A 23,498-nucleotide genomic window follows, 5' to 3' on the forward strand; every position below is an offset into this window, starting at 1 on the left:
AACACCCCAGCGCGCCAGCTCCAGCGTCAGCGGTGCCAAATCGGCCTCTGCAATTTCGGGCGCGGTAAAGGGGGCGCGCGCACGATGTTCGTTTTCCGGCCACAGGCGATAACACACGCCCGGTTCCAGTCGCCCGGCGCGGCCACGACGTTGCTCGGCACTGGCTTGCGATGACTTCACCGTGACCAGCCGCGTCATGCCCGATGCCGGATCAAACCTTGGCAGGCGTTGCAGGCCGCTATCAATCACCACCCGGATGCCGTCAATGGTCAGCGACGTTTCGGCAATCGCGGTGGCCAGAACGACCTTGCGCTTGCCGTCCGGAGCGGGCTGGATCGCGACATCCTGCGCCTTGGCATCCATCGCGCCATAAAGCGGGGCGATGATGACATCACTTCCCACCGCATCCTTAAGCGCACTTTCAACCCGGGTGATTTCGCCCTGCCCCGGCAGGAAGGCCAGGATCGATCCGCTTTCTTCGCGAAGGGCGGTTTTGATCGCGCCGGTCATTTCGGCGTCAATGCGGGTATTGCCCCATTTATCGGGCTTGGGGACCAAGTATTTCGTTTCAACCGGATAGGCGCGGCCTTCGGATGTGATCACCGGGCAATCGCCCATCAGGCGCGCAATCGGTTCGCCATCAAGGGTGGCCGACATGACCACAAGGCGCAGATCATCACGAAGCGCCCCCTGCGTTTCAAGGGCAAGGGCCAAGCCAAGATCGGCATCCAATGAGCGTTCGTGAAATTCATCAAACAGGACGGCGGCAACGCCTGAAAGTTCGGGGTCATCCTGAATCATGCGAACCAGAATGCCCTCGGTCACGACCTCGATCCTGGTGTCCTTGGAAATCTTGCTGTCGAACCGAACGCGATAGCCCACGCGCCCGCCAACCGCCTCGCCGAGTAACTGCGCCATGCGCCGCGCACTGGCACGCGCGGCCAGACGACGGGGCTCCAACATGATGATCTTCTGATCCCCGCGCCACGCGCAATCAAGCAACGCCAGCGGCACCTTGGTCGTCTTGCCAGCACCCGGTGGCGCCTGCAAAACGGCATTGGTGCCCAGATCAAGCGCAGAGACGAGCTCTGGCAGGACGGCATCAATTGGCAGGGCGGGAAATCGGGAACTCATATGTTTTCAATACTCAGCTTGGCACGGCAGATGCCTGTTTGCGGGCATTGCCTAGCAATATCCCTGTGCGCTTGTCCGGGGCAATGAAAATTGCGCCGGATCTTGTCGGGAAACCAGTATCGGATTGATGCGGCTCAATGCGCGCCACCCCGATCATGATACAGTGGCCTTGTTAATTGGGGCAGTTTCCCGGCTTCGGCTTGATAACACATGAAGGGCGATCTGCGCACAATGGTCTCACCCCTTAGGAGCAGGAGACTAACCATGAAAAGATTTCTCGCAATCACCGCAATCGGCCTGATGCTTGCTGGTGCTCTTGGCGTCGCCCAAGCGCAGCAAGGCACGCAAATGATGAACCAGACCGGCCAGGGCATGATGCAAGGCCAAGGTACGATGCAAGGTCCCGGCATGATGATGGGTCAAGGCCAAGGTATGGGCATGGGATATGGCGCCGGTAACATGATGGGCCTCCGCAACGGTACCATGGGTCCCGGAATGATGAACGGTGGCATGATGATGGGGGGCATGATGGGCAAAATGCATGGCCCGGAAATGATGATCGTCATGATGGACACCAATGGCGATGGCCAACTGCAACTTGAAGAGTTCCAGGCCGTCCATAACCGGATGTTCAACTATCTTGATGAGAACGGCGATGGGCAACTGACCGTCGACGAGCTGCGCCAACGCTAGGCGCAATGATCAGGCCCCGCGCCTGTTACCAAGGATGATGCCCTGCTCCGCCGCGATGCGCTGCAGGGTCTTCATCCCGCGCGTCAGGCCATAAAGCGCTTCCATCGCGCCCTCAGCCTTGGCCCGCGATGCCGCCGCACGCGTGATATCGTATAGCGCGCGAAATGCCGGTTCAGGCAGGGTGCGCAAGGCCGCCTCCTTCTCCGCCCGGTCAGGGTCGGGATGGGCAAAACTGATGGGCACGGTCGGGTCAAAATTCGACATGGTTTGATCTTGCAGGTTCGACAGGTTCGGGCCCGTGTTTTCTATCACGATTGACAGCGCCCAGACCATCCATGCCTGCGTCCAGCGCATGTAATTGCGCCGATCTGGCCTGCCGTCTTTCTTGATCCCGGCAAAGAACAGATCACGGCCCGGATCAAAAAGATTTTCTGCGGCCCATTCTGACACCCGGATCGCTCCGTCGCGGTCCCCGAACCGGCAAAGACTTGCCATCGCCTGTGCAACTGCATGGGCATCAAGGTAGCCATCCCGCCCGGCGTCACTTCGTGGCAGGTCATCTTTATCGAAGAACGCTGCGCGATAGAATTGCCACCCACATGCAATGGCTTTGTCCAGCCTGTTCAGCCCGTCCATCCCTGACGCCCGCAAGCGGTCAAGAAGATCAAGAACATAACCCGTGTGAAACCCGTCGACGAACCGGTGATGGGACCGCGTGCCATAGGCCCAGCTGCCATCGGCCTTTTGTGCGGCGATAATGCGCTCCACAGCCTGCGTCGTTTTGTCATTCGGTCCGATCATCCGATACAGCACGAAGGCGGCCCACAGACTGGCATTATGTATTTCAACGTTACTGTGATCGAAATAGGCGAAATAGCCGTCCCGCCAGAGCTTGCCTTCAACAAATCCTGCCGCATGAACCAACGCCGGGTGATCCTTCTGCATCCCGCTTTGAAGTAACGCATCAACGACAAAGCTTGTCACAATGGCATTGCTTTGATGGCGCGTGGCGTAAAACGCCCGCGCCTGCCATTCAAATGGATATCCCCATCCGCCATCCGGGTTTTGCAGTTCCAACAGGCGACCGCGAACGTCACAAAGCACCACGCCCTGCGCGGCCCCACCCAGCAAGGCCAGGGTCTTGGGATTGACCATGGGGGGAATGCGAACAACCTTGCGCAAACCAGCCTGGCCACGTTTGATCGTCTGCAACCAGGCCAACCGCGCCAGTCGGAACCGGCCAAGTCCACTTGCCCGAAACACAGCACTTTCAAGCCCGTCAAACGGATCGGCCCCGGCAAAGCCATCAGCGACCATACGGGCAAGGACCCGATCACGGATATCGATCAGACGATCCCTATCCATGGTCACACCCCGCACGGGCGGCAATGCCGGCAGCAATTCCGCAACAGATCAGATAATGCCCGTAATTCAACGTATTGTCCGTCACCATCGTCAGCATTGCCGAAAACAAAATACAAACCGCAAGGCGCGCATGACGCACCGACCACAGCATCACACCCCATCCGAAAAGCCAAAGCCCCGCCCCCAGAATGCCGGTTTCAAACAGCATGCGGAAATGATCGTTATGTAGGGCCCCAAACGATGCAAAGGATTGATAACCTGACAGGGTCTCCTCGACCGCACCCGCACCGAAACCCAACCATCTTTGCCCGACGGAGCCACCTTGCCACAGCCCCCAGAAATCCTGCCAGAACGCCAGGCGGCCACTGCCATGGGTAAGAAACAGGCGCGGTAAATGAGACACGGCGATCCAGCTAACACCCGCAAGCACGATGACACCGACAAGCCATGTCATCGCGCGCGAGAACCGGATCATCCCAATCAGATTGACCAACATCGCCAACACCGCAATCCGGGTCTGGCTCAGCAAAACCGCCACGCCAGCCGCCGCTGAAAGCAACTGGTGCCCCCGCCATCGGGCAACCGAGCACAAGGCAAACAAGCCCAAAAACAAGAACGGCTGATTAAGACGCAATCCCTCATGCGTCATCTGAAAGGAACTTGACAGCAGCAGGTAAAGCACAAGAACCGGGATCATAAGCCCAAGGCTGTCACGACCCACCATACGCCCGACCAGAAGCCCGACCGGCAGCATCAAAAGGTTGCCGATCAGACGCAGCTTTTCCAAACTCGCACCATTCCCCATCGCGATCAGGCCCGTTAACGCAGCAAGGATCAGCCCCCCAGTCAGCAAACCGCCCCCAACCCGGACTTGGCGCGCGAACCGACACAGCAGCGCAATCCAGAAACCAAGCAGAATAAGCTTTGCGGCCATTCCACCGGCACCTATCAGCCAGAGCGAGACCCCCATCAGCAAATTACCCAGCAGCACAAGCCATAAAGGCAAAGTTGCTGGGTTATGGCGCGCATCGCGATTTTGCCGGTCGGCAATCGTCGCCAAAGAAACGCTTCCCTTCATGGCCGGTTGCCTCTCGTAAGCGGCGCGACAGGATGCGAAAATTCGGCTAGGCTAACGGTTTGGATTTCAACGCAGATTGGCTGACCTTGATGCTCAGGCTTTCGCAAACTTGTCTGATGGCGCAGATCATTCTTGCCCCGCTTTTGCTGGGCGGTCTGCGGCCATGGGCGCTTGCCATTCTGGCGATCCTGACCGGCATTGGCATCGTCGCAATCTGTCTGCGCGCCGGTCCGGTACAGATCAGCAAACATGTGCTCTATCTCTGGCTGGGGATCGGTGGGCTGATTGGTTGGTCGGCCCTGCAAAGCGTGGGCGTCTGGCCCCTGCAGGCCTATCCGTTTAATGCACCGCGCATAGCACTTGTCCCCAATGGCTGGTTGAACATGGCGTTCTATTTGATCTGGCTGGGCGGTGTGCTGACGCTGACTACACTGGTTGCGCGGATGCAGTCCCACTTGACGGTCATTGTCGCCCGCACTCTTGTGGTCGCCTGCGCCCTTCAGGTCGTGCTGGCAACAAGTGCCGAGCTGTTGGGATGGCAGACCACATTCTGGTTTGCCAAACAAGTCCATCTTGGCGACTGGACCGGAAGCTTTGCCAACCGCAATGCCTTTGGCACTTTGATGGCATTTGGCATCGTTGCCTCCCTCTTTCTCTATCATCAAACCGCTGCATCGAGCACGGGCAAGCGCCTTGATCAGGCAGGTGGATGGCTGGCACTGGCGATGGTTTTTGCCACAGCCCTTACGCAAAGCCATTCGCGGCTGGGCTTTGCCATGGCGATTATGGGCAGTGCCCTGTTTGTTATTTTGACGCCAAGTGAAATCACCAACCGTCTCAAACGACTGCTTCTGACCGCCTTGGGCTGCATCGCAATCCTTGGCGTTGTTGCCATTGCCTCGCCAGAGCTTTGGGCCCGGTTCATTGACCTGTCGCGCACCGACCTGATCCAGCGCGATGATCTCTGGATGACTGCTCTGCAAGCAATTTCGGAACGACCAATCACCGGATGGGGGGCAGATGGCATTGCTGTTGTCATTGCTCATTTCGCCACCCCGGATCTGAATGCGAATGCCAACTGGTTTAGCAGCCATAATCTCTGGCTCGACAGCAGTCTGGTGTTTGGCATCCCGACCACGCTGATCCTGTTGGCCGCAATCGCTATTGCTTTTGTGGCGGCTATTGCCAACGGCAAGCACCGCGACACACGCGCACTTCTGATCGCGCTTTTGGGCATGGGATTGCTTGGCAGCGTTGGCGACTGGGTCATGGTCATGCCAGCCCTTATTCTGCCGGTTGTGATGATGGCAATGACGCGTCTTGAAGCCACATTTGCAACCCGTCGCGCAAAGTCCGCACCCTTGGGTCGCGCGGCGCAATCGCCTGTGCCTGATCAAGCAGGCTAGCCCCCACCAACAGATCACGCTTCGCAAGCATTTCGGCCTTCAGGCCCCAAAAAAGCGGATCGAACGGCCTTTCCGTCAGTCGCTGATCAACAACTTCGCCAAGCTGCAAAGCATCATTCGCCATTACAGCTTTCAGCAGGTTCTGTGCGTCACGCGCCGCAGCAAAACCGTTTCCATTGGCAAATCCCGCCCGCTTGTCTTTAAGCTGTGATAGCGCCCTGCCCTCTGAAACCAGCGCCGCCCCGCCAGCGCCAAGCAAAAGAAGCGCTATCGCAAACAGGCACCACTTCATGTCAGTTGCCCTTTCGTCGCCATCGCCGGTTCGGCTTTGCCATAGGCAGGACGGGCTTGGGCGCTATTCAAAACCACCCCGTCGGGTACGATACCGGCTGCACGCAATTGTGACAGGGCATGGGTGATATCGCGGCGCTTGCTGTGCCCGCAACGCAGCGTAAACAGTCTGACATCGGCGAGCCCCAGCGCAATCACGCCGTCCGCCACCGAGAGGATCGGTGGTGTATCAACAATCACATGATCGAACCGGTTGCGCAGGCGCTTGATCAAATGCGGCAATTGCCCGTCTATCATGCCCGTGGCGATATTGCCCGGCACCGGCATCCGCGCACCAAGATATTGATACCTGTCTTCATGCCCCGGCCCGAAAATGACCTCATCCGGATCAACAAGCCCTGACATGACGTCAGTCAAATCGGCGTCGTTTTTGCTGTCATGATCGGTCCGCTTTGGCGGTGCCGGATCATGCAAATCCGCATCAAGGACAATCACCGAAGCCCCCAAGCCCGACAGCTTTTCAGCCAATGCATGCGCAATGTGGCTTTTGCCATCGCCAGACACCGCTGAACCAAGGGCGATCACTTGTCCGTTCGGGTTGCTTTGCGTTTCCCCATCCCGTCCCTGAGACATAATCCGCATCAGAACCGCCAGATGACCAGTCGCTTCCTCATGTGCGGTGGTTGCATTCCCCAGGCCGGATTGATCGGGGATACGCGCAAAAAGCGGGATGCCAACTATCGCTTGGGGATCAAATGCATCATCAATGCGCTGATCGAAATAGTGATGCAGCAATGCCGCAACCACAGCTGCAAACAACGCCATCATGATGGCCAACAGGGCAAGGTCACGTTTAGCCGGGAATTCGGTTGCTGCGGGCAAGGTTGGCGCATGCAGGATCGCAGCATCGCCATGAAAAGCCGCCATTTCGCGCCGAAGCGATTGAACCTGTTGCCCAATCTCCTGAACGTTCGCACGCGCCAGAGCGACTGACCGACTCAACGCCGCCTGCCCCTGAACGCTTTTATTGCGTACAGCCATCCGTTCTTCCCATTGATCACGTTGATCGGTAATCAAGCGAAGCTTTTCTTCGGCCCCGGCAAGTTCAATATCCATTTGACTGGCAACTTTACCTGCCGCATCGCCAAGTTCACTACGCAGATCCCCAATCTCACGCTGCTTGCCCTGCATCATGGGATGCTTGGGGCCATAGCGCTGATCAAGCGACACAAACTCCTGCTTTTTTGCATCAAGCTGTGCTGAGACTTGCCGCACAACCGGATGGCCTGCGATATCGGGAATTGCCAGAAGATCATCAAGCGTCGCTGCGTTATTGCGGCTGTCACGCGCAAGTCTCAGGCCAACAACCTCCTGACCAAGTTTTTCAGCCTGTTCATCAAGCGCATAGATGCGATCAAGCATCCGCGCACTTTCATCAGCGTCAAGAATACCCGCACTGTTTTGCAAAACGGCCAGATCGCTTTCCAGTGCCGCCAGTTCAGTTTGCGCGGCATCGAACTGCGAAACGGCCTCCGCAAGTTGCTGCCGAACCGCACTTTTCTGGCGATCTTCGCGTTGCCAAAGATAGGTCTCGACAATCGCCTGCAAGGCCTGTTGCGCTATTTCGGGATGCTTCGCACGAAAAGAAACTTCAATAACGGCTGCGTTTCCGACCCGTGATGCTTCCAGCCCCCGGCGCAAATCATTCAGACGATCCGCTTCAGCATGGTCGTCTGGCGCGATATCATCCTGCCCTGGGTTAAGGATACCAAGCTGCTTGAAAAGTGACCCGCCTTCAGACGCGTTGCCAAGCTTAACACCCTCCCCACGCAGCACCGACAATGCTGCCAAAAGTGTTTCCTGCCCCTTGATTTCGGCAATCGCTGTTTCAATTTCCTGGGCTGTTACAGCATGCCGATCACCCAACCAGGATTCTGACGATGAGCTTTTGCCGACAGATGATTCCTGTGAAAACCCGATTTCGGCCACTGAGCGGTAATTGCCCTGCCAGTTTGCGAACAGCGTCAAAAGCCCAATCAAAACAATGACAAAGGCCATGAACGCAATACCACGTCGCTGCCAAAGGATGACCAGCATATCGCGCAATGATGGGTCAAAACGTTCGCTCATCTGGGACTTGCATCCTCAAGCTCTGCCAGATCGCTCTGATCCTCGTAATCATCACCCTCCCAAAGGTTGTCTGTGCTGCCCTGAAGCTGCAGCCCAATGACAAGCAAGGGGGCATATTTTCGGGTCCGCTCTGCCTCGGACTGTCGCCGTGATTGTCCCACACGCCGAGTCGTATCGCCGTCAAAGGTTGCCGAAACGGATGCTTGTGTATCAGTGAAAGTAAGTTGGCGATCCGTCGGGCGTTCAAACAAACGGGACATCAAACCGGGTGCATTGGTGCGCATGTTTTGCCTGAATTGACCGGGTTCAGGATGCAGATCAATCAGACGTAAAATTACCCCGCCAAGAACAGTTTCCGCGAGAAACCGGTTTGTACCACCACCAAGAACGGCTTCAAACAGGCTCAGAAGCGCATTGACGCTCTCCTCGGATGCTTGCCAGTCGATTGCATTGCTGTCTTCCGCACCATCTGCGATCAACAAGGCGCCAACAAGCACCTCAATCATCTGGCCAACATCTTCGGGGTCTGACAGCTTGGCAAGCTCACTCTCAAGCCAACTTAATGCCGCCTGTCGGTTCGCGGGATCAAAATTGGCCACAATATCTGATTGCGCCCTTAAATCGGCGACCGGCAGCAACATCATGATTACGGCCAAAATGCTTGCCGTTCTTTGTATTGCTCCGCGAAGGCGGGCGATCTGAAAGCTTGCGATTTTTGGCAAAACAACGCGGGAAAATGCCGCAAGACCACGACCGTAACGCGGGACCATGTAGCGCGGCTGCCAAACGATGCGCCAAAGGAATTCCAGACCAATTCGTTGGCAAATCAGCGGCGCACGCCGAACTTGCCCTGCCAAAACGTCAAACGCGCCGCCAACCCCCATGACAAAACGGCATCCGGTTTCAGGCCCATATTGATCAACGAACAATTCCTTGCGCGGCGACGGCAAGGCAACAAAAAGCGCATCCGGTTTGCACGCAGCAACACTGCTGGCAAGTTTGTCGTCATCCATCTCATAGCCGTGATGTGTCCCGACAATGTTCAGGCCGGGAAACCGATCAGGCAACGATATTGTCAACTGATCAAGAACCTCCTGACGCGCCCCCAGAAGGAAGACACGCACACCATCACGTGCGAACAGAGCCAAAAGATCCGTCATCAGATCAATGCCGGTTACCCGCTCTGACACCCTGATCCCCATCAGGCGGGCTGCCCACAGAATCCCCATGCCATCTGCCGAAAGGCAGCTCGCGCGCGACAGTGCCGCAAATAACTTTTCATCGCGCAAGGCAGCGGGAAGTTTGATCGCATTCAGGCTGTGATGGCGAAAGCAGGTTCGGGTGTTAGCGGCGGTTGCTTCACGAAGCTTCATCCGGATATCGGCGCAGACGTGGTGTCTTTGGCGCGTATCAAGTGGCAGCCCAAAAAAGGCAGCCCGTTGCCCTGCAATTTCGTCGCGCATGCACCACCCCTGTCACTTCGCCGGACACACCTGCCCCCCGGCGAAACCAAACAAGCCGCCTTCTCGTCATCGGCTTATGAATGCCCAATGCAATTTAAGGTTATGGCTAATTGGTTGAAGATAATGGTAACTTATGATTGAGTTATCGGCAATATTAGCATCTCAAGGTGAGCGCCACGGTGAGGGTGACTTTACTGACAAACCTTGTGCCACCCTACCGATCCGCGGCCTATGACGCGCTTCAACACTGCGCTTATTTGGCCGGCGGCGGCTTACGGGTTCTGTGCACCCAGCGGCGTGAACCACAACGTAATTGGGCAAGCCCTGCGGGCAGCTATGAATGCGCAACCTTGTCGGGCCTGCAAATTCCGCTTGGGGAAAACCGAACCCTTGCGATCCCGTTCGGGGTTGCGCGCGCCCTTTCGGCAAAACCGGCCGATATTCTGATTCTGGGTGGCTTTGGCATTGCCCAATGGCAGGCTCAAAACTGGGCCCTGGCACACGATATTCCAACGGTTTTGCAATTTGATGGCTGGTTGGGCTCGGATGCGGCCTATTCCAATCCCGTTCGACAAAGATTACGCCGCACCCTGATCGCACGGGCAGATGGTTTTCTCGCCGCAAGCACGAGCGGGGCGAGTTGGTTTGAAAGCCACGGAGCACTTCCCCAACACATCCGGGTCGCGCCAATTCCTCCGTCATTTCCGATCCCCGCTGCAACGGCCAACCGGACACGGTCAGAACGGTGTTATGACCTGCTCTGGTGCGGCCGCACGACCAAGTCCAAGGGTTTTGATATCTTTGTTTTGATCGCGGCAAAGCTGAGCAAAGCAGGCATGGCCCAGCGCATCGCAATCGCAGGCAGCACCGATATCCCAAAAACCACAGAAGTGTTGAAATCTGTAGGCCTTGAGAACCATGCCGACGTTTTTGACCAGTTACCGCCAGATGACCTCCCGCCAATTCTGACCAACAGCAAGATCGCGCTTTTCCCAAGCCGCAATGATGCTTACGGGGTTGGTGTGATTGATGTGATCACCTGTGGTGCTGTCGCCCTGACAAGCGCGGTGACGGGTTGCGCGCCTGATGTTTTGCAGCCGCCCGAAATCCTGCCGGTCGACGATCCGCAACGGTGGGTTTCTGCCTGCGAACGGCTTCTTGCCAAGCCCGAACTTCTTGAAACCACGCGACAACAACAAGCCAAGGCGATTGCCAATAACAATCCTGCGCATCACGGCGAGACCATCTGGAATGCTGTTCACGACGCGATAAATCGCAAAACGGAAGTGCGGCAATGGGGATGATCACGCCACATGCCAAATCAGGGTCCGGGCCATCGGTCTGGTTGATCAGCCGCATCGATCAGGCCAGCATTCTCGCCCAACATTTGGCGAACCAGAAAAGGCTTCTGCGTTGGGACAGTTTCTGGCGCCACAATGGCACCGGACTTGTTCGGCCCGCATCACGCAATGTCGGGTCGGCACTGTCGGATATTCCCGGTCGTCATCTGCTGCCTGATTTGCTTGGCAAAGCGGCCCAAAGGCTCCGGTTGCCTGCCCATAATCTTTATTCCGACATTCCGCTGTCAATGTTGGCTGCACTGCGCCCACCCGATGCCAGGATTTTGCATGGGCAAGGCAATTACAGTCTGCCCGCCATGCGCCGGGCCAAGGCACGGAATATGATCACGATTTCGGATGTGACCGGTCAATTGGCAGAAACCCGTCATCATCAGCTTGCCGGTGAATATGAAACACATGGCCTCAGATACCGCGAAATCTCGAGCCTCCTTGCAAGACGCCGCTGCACAGAAGCCCGATATGCAGATGCTGTTTTTGCACCATCAGAAGCCGTTGCAGACGGTCTTAACCGCGCTGGCATTGCAGAGGAAAAGATATACCTGGTTCCATTCCTGTCACAGCACTGTCAGGCACTGTCCAGACAGAACCGGCCATCGCGCGACGACACCGTCATTCGATTTCTGTATGTCGGCAACCTGTCACTTGCGAAGGGCACAGCACACCTTCTGGCCGCGTGGAAAAACATCCGTCACCAGTTCCGCATGCGCGTGGAATTGACGTTGATCGGGGCGCTACGACCTTGCGCAAAAGCTTTGCTTTCAAGCTTGCCTGATGGGGTGAGATGGCTTGGCCCTTTGCCGCATGATCAGGTTGCCAAGCACCTGCTGGCTGCAGATATTTTCGTCTTTCCCAGCCTGACCGAGGGCAGCAGCCTTGCCACCATGGAGGCAATGGCAGCAGGCTGCGCTGTCATCACGACGTTTGATGCCGGAAGCCCGGTGATCAACCATCAAAGCGGCCTGATCATTCCACCGCGGGATCAAAACGCGCTGGTTACAGCGGCAAAAGCACTTATCACGCACCCCGTCATGCGTCGAAACATCGCACAAACGGCACGCAATCACATCGCTCGTAACATTGAACACGCCTATGGCACGCGGGTCGATCACGCCTATGAAACCATTTTGTCGCGCCATGGATAAATGGCAGACGATCATAGGTATCAGGGCCGGGCTGTATCCCCTGTGGCTGATCGGGGCCAATCTGGTTGCGCGAACGGGCGGGTTGGCGATCCTGGTGCTGATCGGTCATTCATATTCACAGGCCGAACTTGGCACCTATTTCAAGTTGCTCGCATTGATCGGCTTGGCCGTTACCGCAACACAGGCCGGCAGTGGCCCGCTGTTGATCAGACTAATCCAAAACGACGCCCTTCGATCAGCCATGCTGATTGTTGGTATCCGGGTTCTGATTGCATTGATCGCATCCGGTTTTGTCGTTTCAGCAACCAGCCTGCCTTTTGCAAAATTCTGGCCGCTACTGCTCATACCGATTGCTGCGGCTTTATCACCTGACTGGCTGATCACTGCACATAACCGTTTCTCCCGGATCAGTATCATCGCAGTTATCGGTCAGGGCGTGGGCATCACAGTGGCTGTTTGCGCCAGTCTCACGCACTCTCAACTAGGGCTATACTTCATTGCGCCGGCGATCTCGTTATCAAGCCTCTTACTGGCTGCTTTCTTCGCATACCGCAGTTCCCAACCAAGATTGATCGGCCCGTCATCTCCAAGTCAAACCAGTGCATTTGGTCTTGTCGGCTTCACCTTGTTGGCGGGCTTTCTGCCAAACGTCGACTTTGTATTGCTCGACATCGCCGACGATGCGCTGTTTCTCGCTCAACGCGTTTTCCTGTTTTGCGCAGGTCTAAATACGGCCATTGCATCAACTCTTTTCGCCAAACAGCAATCAGGCAAGCTTCGCGATATTTGGCTACTGGCACCGATGGGCCTTGTTTCCGGTTTGCTGCTTTTGTGGCCGGATGGATTGGCGCATCTCGTTTATGATGCCCCGTCAATTCACCTGATCAATATCCTGCAAATCGGGGCGGCATGGCCACTTCTACTGGCAGTTCTGACCCGACAATTGTTGATCATGCAAGAAGCGCCTGATGCCAGATGGGTCGGCTGGCTATGTCTTGCCTTGGTGCTGTCATCTGCATTCGTTTTCCCTGATGCAATCACGCCGTCAAACACCATGGTCCTGATCACACTGCGTTTGGCAGTTTTGTCGGTGATCCTTCTTGCGTGCCAGAAGGTTCTAACCAAACGTCAGGTCATGGCATGAAGAAGCTCGCAACCACCATCACAAACAATCAGCTCATACACGGTCAATATGGCGACATTACCTTTGGTCCGTGGGGGCTTGAATGCTCTGACAGATACGCGTTTGTAACGATCACCGACACCCCCAGAAACACATATCAAAGCGGTGATGTATGGCACCTTTCCAGTGGACGAATACAGATCGAATACACCACACGTCAGAAAACGCCCGACAAAGTCTCGCTATATTTGCGCTTTCGGGCACTGGATGATGTTTTGCTGCAAGATGCCGTGATCCGGCTTGTTTTTGACAAGAATGCAATCACGCATGGTATCATCGCAGGCAACACTGTCACCCATCATAACAGTGATAAATATCGCCTTTTCCCCACACGACAGACCAAGCTTGTCGGGCAGGATGGCGCGACAATATCCGTTTCACTTGATAATGCAGATGGCGCAGGTCGGTTTGCGCCGTATCTGTATCTGCGTGATCGTGACGATCACTGGATCATTCATGCACGTCTGCTTCCAACAGACCCGGTTGATCATGTCTGGCTGCGCTGGGCAAACAGACTGTTCACGCTATCGGCACCCAATGGAGTCTCTCTTTTTCTCTGGCGCATCAAACCCTTCAAAGCCATATTCTGGCGGTTGCGCGAACGGATGGGTCGCCACTTTCCTGAAATTCAGGCAGTGCCACTCAACCGACTGAATGCCGGTCAATCTGTGTCTATGGAGGTTACATGTCACTTCCATTGACACAGATTGACCTTCGCCAACGCAGCCTGCGATTGGCCAGCCTGATTGCAGATGATCTTGTGTCGCGCCAAACCAGTGACGGACAGTTCAAGCAACCCGATTTTTACGCCAAGGCCTTTGCCGTCAACCTTTGGACGCGCCTTGATCACTTGCGATATGCCAAAAATATCGAACGCGCGCTGACCGCCTTGAAATCCGACAGGCAGGACAAATCCTACCACGGGGAATTTATCGAGTACGCGTTGCTTGATACCCCTGACCTGTCATCGGACACCATTCGCACAGTTTTGCGAAACGCCCCGAACCAAAGCCCGGATGTCGCAAATTGGCAGTTGATCGGCCTGATCAATCGACAGAAACGCCGGTCAGACATTTTGGCAAAGATGTTCAACCGTGCGCATTTCGCTTTCATCCTGCACCGCTATTGGCGAAAACCGCTTTTCCTTGATCGACCCGGTTCTTTTTCTGCGCAATACCATGCCTTCTGCGCAGCACTCCTAAGCCAGAGCGATAACGACCGACACCAATGCATTGCCGGTCACGCAGGCGATATGATTGCGAAATTCACCGGCTCACATGGTTTTACCAACCTGTTGGGGCGTGGGGCAGGACAAAACTTTGGCACTGCATGTGCGGTTTATGCATTGATGAAATACGGCCATCTCGACCAAGCAGATGCCGCACTTTACCGACTGGAAGACGGACTGCTGAAGGCAGGGCAACTCCCGCTCAACCTTCTTGCCCCAACACCGTTGCCAGATAAACCTGGCCCGGAAAATCCCCAAACGCCTGGCTGGTATAGCTATAACCGCCATGATGACTACCTTGCCTTTGCCGGGCATTGGTTACTGAAAGCCTCGCTGCTTCAAGACGTCTATTCTCACAGCGCCCCATGCCCAAAGACGGTGTGCTCGCCCTTTGTTGCCCAATATTCATCAGAATACTTTCACGCGCAGATGACGCTCACTGGCAAGCAAGGTTTTGATGTCTCGGGCGCACCCGTCATCGTTTCCGGTCACGGCAGCTTGGCTCAGGTACTCCTTCCGCCAACCGGTGGTGAACAGGATGTGCCAAGCCTTTATGGCCCGGATGCACATCCCCTGCCCGCCATCGGCGATCAGGTTTTTGGTCAATTGCTGCGCGCAAAGCGCACCTCGCAAAATACGATTGACCTGACCTTTGGGCTTGCCGGTGGTATCGGACATCGGCGGATCGAATTTGGGGATCATTGCGTCATCATCCGTGACGCGTTTCCCCAAAAGGATATCCGAAACCTTCACCTGCTTCGCATTCTGATCGATGACAAGGTCGATCTCGTTCAAACAGATCATAACACTCTCACCTGTCACGCACTGGGGCTCAGAATAACGGCAGACGCCCCCCTTCAGATCACCCCACAAGCGGCATATAGCGCCGCTGGCCCAGCGACACGGATAAGCGTGGTGGAAAGGTCAAGTGCAACACTGACGTTTTGCTGGAGCGACGGCGATGCGTGATCCGATAACCATCATTACGACCGTGCGCGATGGCGATGGTTTTCTGGATCGCTATTTCCATAACCTGGGTGATGTTCTTGGTCCCGATGACTTCGCTGTCATTGTTGATGATGGCTCTGCCATACCGGTCTCACTGCCCGTAAGATGGCAAGAAGATAAAAGACTGAAACTGTTACATCCCGGGCCGATTGGGCGCGGTAACGCTCTCAATCTCGCAATTGAAAGCAGTCCGACCGATTTGATTGCGATCCAGGATATTGATGACCTCTCCTTGTCCGGCCGACTTGATCAAGAGGTTGCTATTCTCTCTGCGGATTATGATCGCCTTGTTTTTAGCCGGGCTCTTTCCGACCCGTGGCGACCGCATGTGAACACCATGCACGCTATTGATCCTGCGCGACTGTATTTGGGCAATCCACTTCATCACTCATCACTTGCCATGCATCGATCCGTTTGGCACCGGGTCGGGGGATATGATTGCGATCTGCCTTGCTGCATCGATCTTGATTTCTATCTGCGGGCCTGTTGCCGCGAACGGGCAAAGATATGTCGCCTCAATTCAAAACTCATCGACCGTACGCTTGACCCCGCTCTGCGACATTTTACGAGAATACCAAACGATCTCTATCAACAGACACGGGCCCTCGTTCTTGATCGTTACCGAACGGACGTCCGTTCCTCAATCTGGAAAGCATTGGCAGGCATCCGCAATTGTCCGCTGTTATCGGGAAAAGGGGCAAAATGACGAAACAAACAAAAGTTGTCGCGATGGTCCAGCTTCCGCCCCCCATGCATGGGGCCGCGCAAATGAACCGACATGCTGTTACCGCGCTGGCCAAGAACTTTGACTTGCACGTCATTGAAATGCGCTTTGCCCGAACACTGTCCGCGCTAAACCGGTTTTCCTTGCGAAAGGTGGGCATGGCGATGTGGTTGATACTGCAGATGATCCGAGCCTTGCCGCGTGCAGATGCCCTTTACATTTCTTTTGCCCCAACTGGTTTTGCCTATTACCGCGACTGTCTTTATGTTCTTGTGGCAAAGTTATTTGGTGTTCCGGCAATCCTGCACCTGCATGGACGCGGCCTTCCGGCTATGCGTCGCTCCCGCTGGTCAAAGACCCTACAACAACTGGTTTTCAAAGATCAGACTGTCGTCTTGTTGGGCGAACGGCTGAGACCCGAAATCGAGGGACTGCAATGCCACAGTTCCGTGATCAACAATTGTCTGGATACGGACGCTTTCCTGCCGCCATCTGCCACACCCTGGTCCCCACATGACCCTGTAAGATTGTTGTGGTTGTCCAACCTGTTCAAGGCCAAGGGCATCGAAACCTTGCTGGTAGCCTGTACAATCCTTCGAGCTCAGGACACCAACTGCCATCTCACGATCGCCGGTGCCAATGGGGATATCGAAGAGACGGATCTCCTCTCTTTGCTGAACCGGTATCAGATGCAGGACGCAACCACCTTCTTGGGTGCAGTGCCTGCCTCATCACGGCAGGCGACCTTGCAAGATGCGGATCTGTTCATTTTTCCCAGCCACTACGCCAATGAAGCACAACCGCTTGTCGTCCTCGAAGCGATGGCGGCAGGGCTCCCGGTGATTGCGACGGACATCGCAACCTTACCCGAATTTGTCCAACACAACGCAACCGGTTTACTCTGCCCGCCAAAAGACCCGGCAAGGCTGGCAAAGATGATCAAACATGCAATTCATGCTCAGGCAATAGTGACAAATATGCGCGATGACGCCTACAAGCTTTGCTGTGACAAATTCAGCCAAGACAAGTTTGCGGACCGTCTGGTCGAACTGGTGCATGACGTTGTCGAAAAACGCTGACGCGCGGCACGTCATTTCGTACCATTATTGGTAACGTTATTTGCACAATCAGGTGGGCCGCAATGGATCGGGATGCATTCAACGCCTTTTGCAAGTCACTCCCCCACACAACGCACGTTGTTCAATGGGGTGGTGCGGACGTATGGAAAGTGGGCGGCAAGGTGTTTGCCATCGGTGGCTGGACCAAGAATGAGACACTTGGCATCACATTCAAGACATCCGAGATCGGCTTTGAGGTCCTCAGGGAAATGCCCGGCCTGCGCCCCGCACCATATTTGGCATCACGCGGTATGAAGTGGATACAGCATTACGATGCACCGGGCCTAAGTGAAGATGATCTCAAGGATCATCTAAAGAGCTCGCATCGCATCGTCGCCAAGGGTTTGACGAAGAAACTGCAGCGCGAGCTCAATCTTTACCAGGACGAATAGACCGGGTCTCCTAGAGACGCCAGAGATCGATACCGGCAGGTACCTCATCACGCGGCAGAACCGCCCGCACATCGGCAACAAAGCCCTTGCCATCCTTAAGCAGACTGCTGATCAGCGGCCAGCCCTTGGCAACATATTCCTTGTGCGACACGGCCAGTACGAGGGCATCGGCCGGTTTCAGCCCACTGTCAGAGCAAAGCTTAAGGCCGTCAAATTCGTGGGCCACTTCTTCCTTGTCGGCGTGAACATCATGAACCTGCACATTGATACCGGCGTCTTCCAGCGAGCGAATGATATCGATGACGCGCGTATTGCGAATATCGGGCACATCTTCCTTGAACGTCAGGCCAAGTACGGTAACAGTCGGGTTTTTGGTCGCCCCTTCACGCAGCAGCGCGCGAATAACCTTGTTGGCAACCACTTCACCCATCCCGTCATTCACCCGACGCCCCGCCAGAACCACTTGCGGATAGTAGCCAAGCTCTTCGGATTTGTGGGTCAGGTAGTACGGATCAACGCCAATGCAATGACCGCCAACCAAACCCGGGGTAAATTTCAGGAAGTTCCATTTGGTACCCGCAGCTTCAAGCACATCACGGGTATCAATACCGGCCCGATCAAAGATCAACGACAACTCGTTCATCAACGCGATATTCAAATCACGCTGGGTGTTTTCGATCACCTTTGCCGCCTCGGCCGCCTTGATGGTTGGCGCCTTGTGGACACCGGCGGTCACCACGCTGCCATAAACATCGGCCACGATATCAAGCGTTGCCTGATCCTGGCCCGAAACAACCTTGGTAATGGTCGTAAATCGATGTTCGCGATCACCCGGGTTAATGCGTTCCGGAGAATAACCGACCGTAAAATCGGTGCCTGCTTTTAGCCCCGAAAGGTATTCAAGGATCGGCACACATTCTTCTTCGGTTGCACCCGGATAGACCGTGCTTTCGTAAACAACAATGTCGCCCTTTTTAAGAATGGCGCCAACGGTTTTCGAAGCAGAGCGCAGCGGTGACAGATCCGGACGGTTTGAACCATCAATCGGTGTTGGCACAGTGACAATATGGAAATCGGCCTTGGCAAGGTCACTGGCATCAGCGGTCAGCAACAACTCGGCGGCAGCAAGTTCATGGTCATCGACCTCACCGGTCGCGTCATGCCCTGCTTTGAGCTGGGCGATACGTGCCTGATTGATATCAAACGCCACGGTACGACCACATGACGTGCCAAAAGCCACCGCGACCGGCAACCCGACATACCCCAAACCGACAACCGAAATCTTGCGTCCGTGACTCATGCTTAAAACCCTGCAAACAAACTGGTTGCCGATTTGTAGCCACCTCGTCATGCCCCGTCAATTACTTAGGTTGTCCAATCTCGGGGCTGTGACATTTTCTGGCCAAACACGCCCCAAAAATGACGACACTTGTACCAGTACCCGGAAAGTGATCTAGTTCAGGTTCATCCTTCGCAACATGCGACGTCATTGACATGCGCCTTATCTTTCTGGCCCTTTCTGTCCTGCTGCTCGTGACAAGCCACGCGATAGCGGTACAACCGACCTCGCAGATCCGGGTGGTTTTCCCCTATATTCCGTTGATGGCGGAAAGCAAGGATCACGGCGTTTTCATTGATATGTATACGGAAATAGCAAGACGGTCGGACACTGACGTCGTCATTGACATTCTGCCGGTACGGCGCGCGGTGCAGGACTTCATAAGCGGCAAGTATGACGCGCTGGGAGCTTATCCGTCACTTTCTGACATTCCGGTCTCGTTGGCCTCGGTGCCGTTCTATCGCCGCGAAAATCTGATTTTTTACAGCACTGATCGCTTTGGCCGGGGCAGGGTTGAAAAGCTTGAAGACCTTGATGGCACGCGGGTGGGGCTATCTGCCTATCATTACCCTGACTATATTCTTGATCGTCAGGAACTCAGCATCGAACGCGTCCCCGGTGATACGTTTTTGTTGCGCATGATTGCCAGCAACCGTCTGGACGCCGCCATCATCGAACGTTTTTCGGGCAACCATGTCCTAAAGCTGCTTGGCCTTGAAGACTCGATCTCTGTTACCGACGATCCTGTCACCAGCGAAAATGTCCTGATCCTGTTCAAGGCCGATCTTGCCGGTATCAAGAACCGCAAGAGCTTCAACAAGACGATCTATGAAATGCTGTGCGACGGGACTCTGGCAAGACTGTTTGGCCGCGCAAGCCTTCTGCCTGACCAGATGATCATCGAACGTGAAATCCCTGCCTCAGCCATCCTTAAGGATTGCGACCCCAAAGCTATCTTCGCAGACCGGTGACCCGCCACGAAAAAAGGGCACGCTGCCGAAGCAACATGCCCTTCTCGTAAAATCCATCCTCGCGGTCCGGGCTTAGCCCTTCACCACGATATTGACCAGTTTCGGGGTCGGCTTGGCGACATAGATCACCTTGACGATGTCCTTGCCTTCAAGATGGCGGGCAACGTTTTCGTCGGCCTTGGCAAGCGCCTCGACCGTTGCCTGATCGGCATCGGCCGCCACCATCACCGAACCACGTTTCTTGCCATTGACCTGAACCGGGACTTCGAACTCGTCATCCTTGGCCTTTTCGGCATCAAACTCCGGCCAGTCGAACTTGATGACTGATTTCTTGGCACCGAATTCATCCGCTGCCATCCGGCTCATCAGCTCTTCACCCAGATGCGGGGCAAACGGGGCGACCATCAATGCAAGCGCCTTGGCATGATCGTCATGCACGGCATTCTGCTTGGTCAGCGCGTTGGTGAGCTCAATCAAGGCCGCAATTGCGGTATTCAAACGCAGATCGGCAATATCACCGGTCACCTTGGCAATCGTCTTGTGCAGAAGCGTTTCGATCTTTCCATCCACGCTATCGGTCCGCTCCATCTGGGTCGTGACTTTCCAGACATTGGACAGGAACCGCATCATGCCGACAATCGCGTCATACTGCCACGGTTTGGAGCTATCAAGCGGCCCCATATACATCTCGTAGGTTCTGAACGTATCAATCGTGTACTGATCACACACTTCTTCAGGCGGGATACCGTTTTTGTATCGTTTGCCCATCTTGCCCGGCACGGTCGTCAGCTGCTCATCGGTTTTGGCGTTGAACGGCACCTTCTTGCCATCGACATCGCGCATTTCAACATCATGGATGTCGACATAAACGCCGCGCGCATCGGTATAGGCATCGGCCGTAATCATGCCCTGGTTAAACAGCTTCTGGAACGGCTCGGGTGTGCTGACATAGCCAAGATCAAACAGGACCTTGTGCCAGAAACGCGAGTACAGAAGATGCAGCACCGCATGTTCCGCGCCGCCAACATAAAGGTCAACCGCACCCGGAAGGGCGTTACCGTCCTTGTCCGTGCTGTTTGCCCAATAGGCCGCGGCATCATCTGATGCAAACTTGGCATCATTCTTGGCATCGAAATAGCGCAGGTAATACCAGCAAGACCCTGCCCAGTTCGGCATGGAGTTGGCATCGCGTTTGAACGCGCGCACTTCATATTCCGCACCCTCATGGGTGTGTTTGGTGCCAACTTCTGCATCGACCGGCAGAACCGAACCATCAGAAAGGACAATCCCGGTGACTTCCATCCAGTCCTTGGCGCGTGCAAGCGGCGGTTCCGGCTCGGAATTCGGGTCTTCGTTTGATTTCGGTTTGAAATCGGTCATTTCCGGCAGAACGACCGGCAAGGCTGCCTCGGCAATGCCGTGAACCTGATCGGTTTCTTTATCGAACAGGACCGGGAACGGCTCCCCCCAATAACGCTGACGCGAGAACAGCCAGTCACGCAGCTTGTACTGCACGCGACCGCGGCCAATGCCCTTGGCTTCCATCCATTCGATGATCTTGGCCTTGGCATCCGGGGTCGAAAGACCGTTGATTGAAACCTCGTCATTGGCGGAATTGATCGTCTCGCCAACTTCGGTCTGGGCAAGTTTGAATGCGCCCGGCTCTGCCTCATAGCGCGCCAGAAGCGTTGCCGCATCAGCATCCGCCGCATCAGCCGGGGCATTTTCCTTAAGCCAAGCTTCGGACGGCTTGGTGGTTGCCTTGATCGGCAGATCGAATTTATGGGCAAATTCAAAGTCGCGCTGATCGCCAGCCGGAACCGCCATGATCGCACCGGTGCCATAGCCCATCAGGACATAGTCGGCAATCCAGACCGGGATTTCTTCACCGGTGACCGGGTTGGTCGCATGCGCGCCAATAAACACGCCGGTCTTTTCGCGTTCGGCATCATCCTTGGCCGAAACGGCCTTAAGCTCGGACGCCTGCGCACGGTATGCCGCAACGTCGGCCTTTTTATCGGCGGCGCAAAGCTTATCGACCAGCGGATGCTCAGGTGCGAGAACCATATAGGTCGCGCCAAAGATCGTGTCCGGACGGGTGGTGTAAACCGCGATTTTCTCGTCTGCACCGTCGACGGTCTTGACCGGGAAGTTCACCCGCGCACCGACAGAACGGCCAATCCAGCCCTTCTGCATCTCGACCACGCCATTTGGCCAATCAAGCCCTTCAAGGTCTGCCACCAGACGATCGGCATAGTCGGTAATGCGCAACATCCACTGTTTCAGCGGACGTTTATAGACCGGGTAATCACCACGTTCGGATTTTCCTTCGTTGGTGACTTCCTCGTTCGACAGAACCGTGCCCAGCATCGGGCACCAGTTGACCGGCACCTCATCGACATAGGCCAGACGCCCGCGATCAATTGCACGATCAATCTCTTTGCCCTCGGCTTTGGTGCCTTCGCCAATCACCGATTTCGGCTGTGGCACGCCATCTTCATCAAGCAACCACGCACCAGATTCAAGCAATGGGCGCAATTCGGCAATCGGGCGCGCACGCCCATTGATCACCTGCCCCTGCGGGCCTTTCCATTCCACGGTCGGATCATAGAAGCTGTTGAAAAGCTGCAGGAAGATCCACTGCGTCCATTTGTAATAGTCGATATCGGTCGTGGCGAAACGACGATGCGGGTCATGACCAAGGCCGATGACCTCAAGCTGACGCAGCATGTTTTCGATATTGGCTTCGGTCGTGATGCGCGGATGCTGGCCGGTCTGGATGGCAAACTGTTCTGCCGGCAGACCAAAGGCATCAAAGCCCATGGAATGCAGAACGTTTTTGCCGCGCATGCGTTCGAACCGTGCCTTGACGTCCGTCGCGATATAGCCCAGCGGATGGCCGATATGCAGGCCAACCCCGCTTGGATAGGGGAACATGTCCAGGATGACGCTTTTCTTCTTGCTTGCGTCGAAATCGGCATCGCCGGGATTTGGCGTACGATAGGTATCGTTTTCACGCCAATAAGCCTGCCAGCGCTTTTCAAATTCCCGCGCACTTTCCTGATAGTTCGCCACGCTCAATCAACTCCTGCCTGTCAAACCCCGACCCTGGCGTCCGGCGCTGCCCAAACGGCGCGCCACCCCCGGATCGGGTTCCAAAATATTCTTAAGCAGTGTTCATAAGCGCGCTTTGATCGACGTGCAACATCAGATAACGAGATTTCTGGCGAAAATCGGTCGATTTCCACAAACATTCCCCGGCAGTCAAAGACAACGCAAAACACAAACCACCCTTGCAGCTGCATCAACCCTGCCTGTACATGAGGACTGGATTTTTCCGCCTTTCCATGCCATATTGAAGTTTGAATTTTATCAAGCGGTCAGCTGCATGCGTAATTGCAGCGCAGGTTTGCTTGGAAAAGTGCTGATTGTCAGCACCGCGCTTAACGCATTCCGTCCAGGGAGGACGTTT

General features: G+C 55.4%; 18 protein-coding genes. 11 read left to right on the forward strand and 7 right to left on the reverse strand.

The genetic code is table 11. From position 1 onward, the window contains the following. Positions 1-1,134: ATP-dependent helicase HrpB (hrpB, locus tag B2R48_RS02515; RefSeq protein ID WP_296997411.1), on the reverse strand; the 1,134-nt coding region annotated here is incomplete at its 3' end. 264 nt (positions 1,135-1,398) lie between these two features. Between hrpB and B2R48_RS02520 the strand changes: the two genes are divergently transcribed. After that, positions 1,399-1,827, forward strand: coding sequence for a hypothetical protein (locus B2R48_RS02520; protein ID WP_062955578.1), 429 nt, complete (start codon positions 1,399-1,401; stop codon positions 1,825-1,827). 9 nt (positions 1,828-1,836) lie between these two features. Here B2R48_RS02520 and B2R48_RS02525 read toward each other — a convergent pair whose 3' ends face one another. Both B2R48_RS02525 and B2R48_RS02530 read right to left on the reverse strand, forming a co-directional pair. Then, positions 1,837-3,192: a prenyltransferase/squalene oxidase repeat-containing protein gene (locus tag B2R48_RS02525; RefSeq protein ID WP_296997416.1), complete on the reverse strand. Its 1,356-nt coding sequence runs from the start codon at positions 3,190-3,192 to the stop codon at positions 1,837-1,839. After that, positions 3,185-4,270 carry an O-antigen ligase family protein gene (locus tag B2R48_RS02530; protein ID WP_296997419.1) on the reverse strand — a complete coding sequence of 362 codons (1,086 nt, stop codon included), beginning with the start codon at positions 4,268-4,270 and terminating at the stop codon, positions 3,185-3,187. The genes B2R48_RS02525 and B2R48_RS02530 overlap by 8 nt, the downstream gene beginning before the upstream one ends. A 116-nt stretch (positions 4,271-4,386) precedes the next feature. Here B2R48_RS02530 and B2R48_RS02535 point away from each other — a divergent pair, with 116 nt between their 5' ends. Beyond that, a complete protein-coding gene (locus B2R48_RS02535) occupies positions 4,387-5,676 on the forward strand; it encodes an O-antigen ligase family protein (protein ID WP_296997423.1) in 1,290 nt (429 codons plus the stop codon). 288 nt (positions 5,677-5,964) lie between these two features. Here B2R48_RS02535 and B2R48_RS02540 read toward each other — a convergent pair whose 3' ends face one another. Both B2R48_RS02540 and B2R48_RS02545 read right to left on the reverse strand, forming a co-directional pair. Then, positions 5,965-8,097, reverse strand: a complete 2,133-nt coding sequence (locus B2R48_RS02540; RefSeq protein ID WP_296997426.1) for a GumC family protein — start codon at positions 8,095-8,097, stop codon at positions 5,965-5,967. Beyond that, positions 8,094-9,560 carry a WecB/TagA/CpsF family glycosyltransferase gene (locus B2R48_RS02545; RefSeq protein ID WP_296997429.1) on the reverse strand — a complete coding sequence of 489 codons (1,467 nt, stop codon included), beginning with the start codon at positions 9,558-9,560 and terminating at the stop codon, positions 8,094-8,096. Before B2R48_RS02545 ends, B2R48_RS02540 begins: the two co-directional genes overlap by 4 nt. 185 nt (positions 9,561-9,745) lie before the next feature. On the opposite strand from B2R48_RS02545, the gene B2R48_RS02550 reads away from it, so the two are divergent. From B2R48_RS02550 to B2R48_RS02585, 8 genes are all read left to right on the forward strand, one after another. Then, positions 9,746-10,864: a glycosyltransferase family 4 protein gene (locus B2R48_RS02550; protein ID WP_296997432.1), complete on the forward strand. Its 1,119-nt coding sequence runs from the start codon at positions 9,746-9,748 to the stop codon at positions 10,862-10,864. Beyond that, positions 10,855-12,063: a glycosyltransferase family 4 protein gene (locus tag B2R48_RS02555; RefSeq protein WP_296997435.1), complete on the forward strand. Its 1,209-nt coding sequence runs from the start codon at positions 10,855-10,857 to the stop codon at positions 12,061-12,063. Before B2R48_RS02550 ends, B2R48_RS02555 begins: the two co-directional genes overlap by 10 nt. Continuing rightward, positions 12,035-13,207, forward strand: a complete 1,173-nt coding sequence (locus B2R48_RS02560; RefSeq protein ID WP_296997438.1) for a hypothetical protein — start codon at positions 12,035-12,037, stop codon at positions 13,205-13,207. Before B2R48_RS02555 ends, B2R48_RS02560 begins: the two co-directional genes overlap by 29 nt. Beyond that, positions 13,204-13,947, forward strand: a complete 744-nt coding sequence (locus B2R48_RS02565; RefSeq protein ID WP_296997440.1) for a hypothetical protein — start codon at positions 13,204-13,206, stop codon at positions 13,945-13,947. Before B2R48_RS02560 ends, B2R48_RS02565 begins: the two co-directional genes overlap by 4 nt. Beyond that, positions 13,932-15,443 carry a hypothetical protein gene (locus tag B2R48_RS02570; protein ID WP_296997443.1) on the forward strand — a complete coding sequence of 504 codons (1,512 nt, stop codon included), beginning with the start codon at positions 13,932-13,934 and terminating at the stop codon, positions 15,441-15,443. Before B2R48_RS02565 ends, B2R48_RS02570 begins: the two co-directional genes overlap by 16 nt. Then, entirely contained in the window at positions 15,436-16,188 is a 753-nt protein-coding gene (locus B2R48_RS02575) for a glycosyltransferase family 2 protein (RefSeq protein WP_296997446.1), read from the forward strand. The genes B2R48_RS02570 and B2R48_RS02575 overlap by 8 nt, the downstream gene beginning before the upstream one ends. Positions 16,189-16,364: 176 nt before the next feature. Continuing rightward, positions 16,365-17,285, forward strand: a complete 921-nt coding sequence (locus tag B2R48_RS02580; RefSeq protein ID WP_296997449.1) for a glycosyltransferase family 4 protein — start codon at positions 16,365-16,367, stop codon at positions 17,283-17,285. A gap of 62 nt (positions 17,286-17,347) precedes the next feature. After that, positions 17,348-17,716 carry an MmcQ/YjbR family DNA-binding protein gene (locus B2R48_RS02585; protein WP_296997452.1) on the forward strand — a complete coding sequence of 123 codons (369 nt, stop codon included), beginning with the start codon at positions 17,348-17,350 and terminating at the stop codon, positions 17,714-17,716. Between the two features lie 10 nt (positions 17,717-17,726). On the opposite strand, the gene B2R48_RS02590 is transcribed toward B2R48_RS02585, so the two are convergent. Continuing rightward, positions 17,727-19,016, reverse strand: coding sequence for a nucleotide sugar dehydrogenase (locus tag B2R48_RS02590; RefSeq protein WP_296997454.1), 1,290 nt, complete (start codon positions 19,014-19,016; stop codon positions 17,727-17,729). Between the two features lie 194 nt (positions 19,017-19,210). Between B2R48_RS02590 and B2R48_RS02595 the strand changes: the two genes are divergently transcribed. Further along, positions 19,211-20,026, forward strand: coding sequence for a substrate-binding periplasmic protein (locus B2R48_RS02595; RefSeq protein WP_296997456.1), 816 nt, complete (start codon positions 19,211-19,213; stop codon positions 20,024-20,026). Between the two features lie 72 nt (positions 20,027-20,098). Here B2R48_RS02595 and leuS read toward each other — a convergent pair whose 3' ends face one another. Next, on the reverse strand, positions 20,099-23,101 hold the full coding sequence (leuS, locus tag B2R48_RS02600; RefSeq protein WP_296997458.1) for a leucine--tRNA ligase: 3,003 nt from the start codon (positions 23,099-23,101) through the stop codon (positions 20,099-20,101). Between the last annotated feature and the right edge of the window lie 397 nt (positions 23,102-23,498).

The sequence above is a fragment of the Thalassospira sp. UBA848 genome (assembly GCF_002295455.1).
Taxonomy (GTDB): Bacteria; Pseudomonadota; Alphaproteobacteria; order Rhodospirillales; family Thalassospiraceae; genus Thalassospira.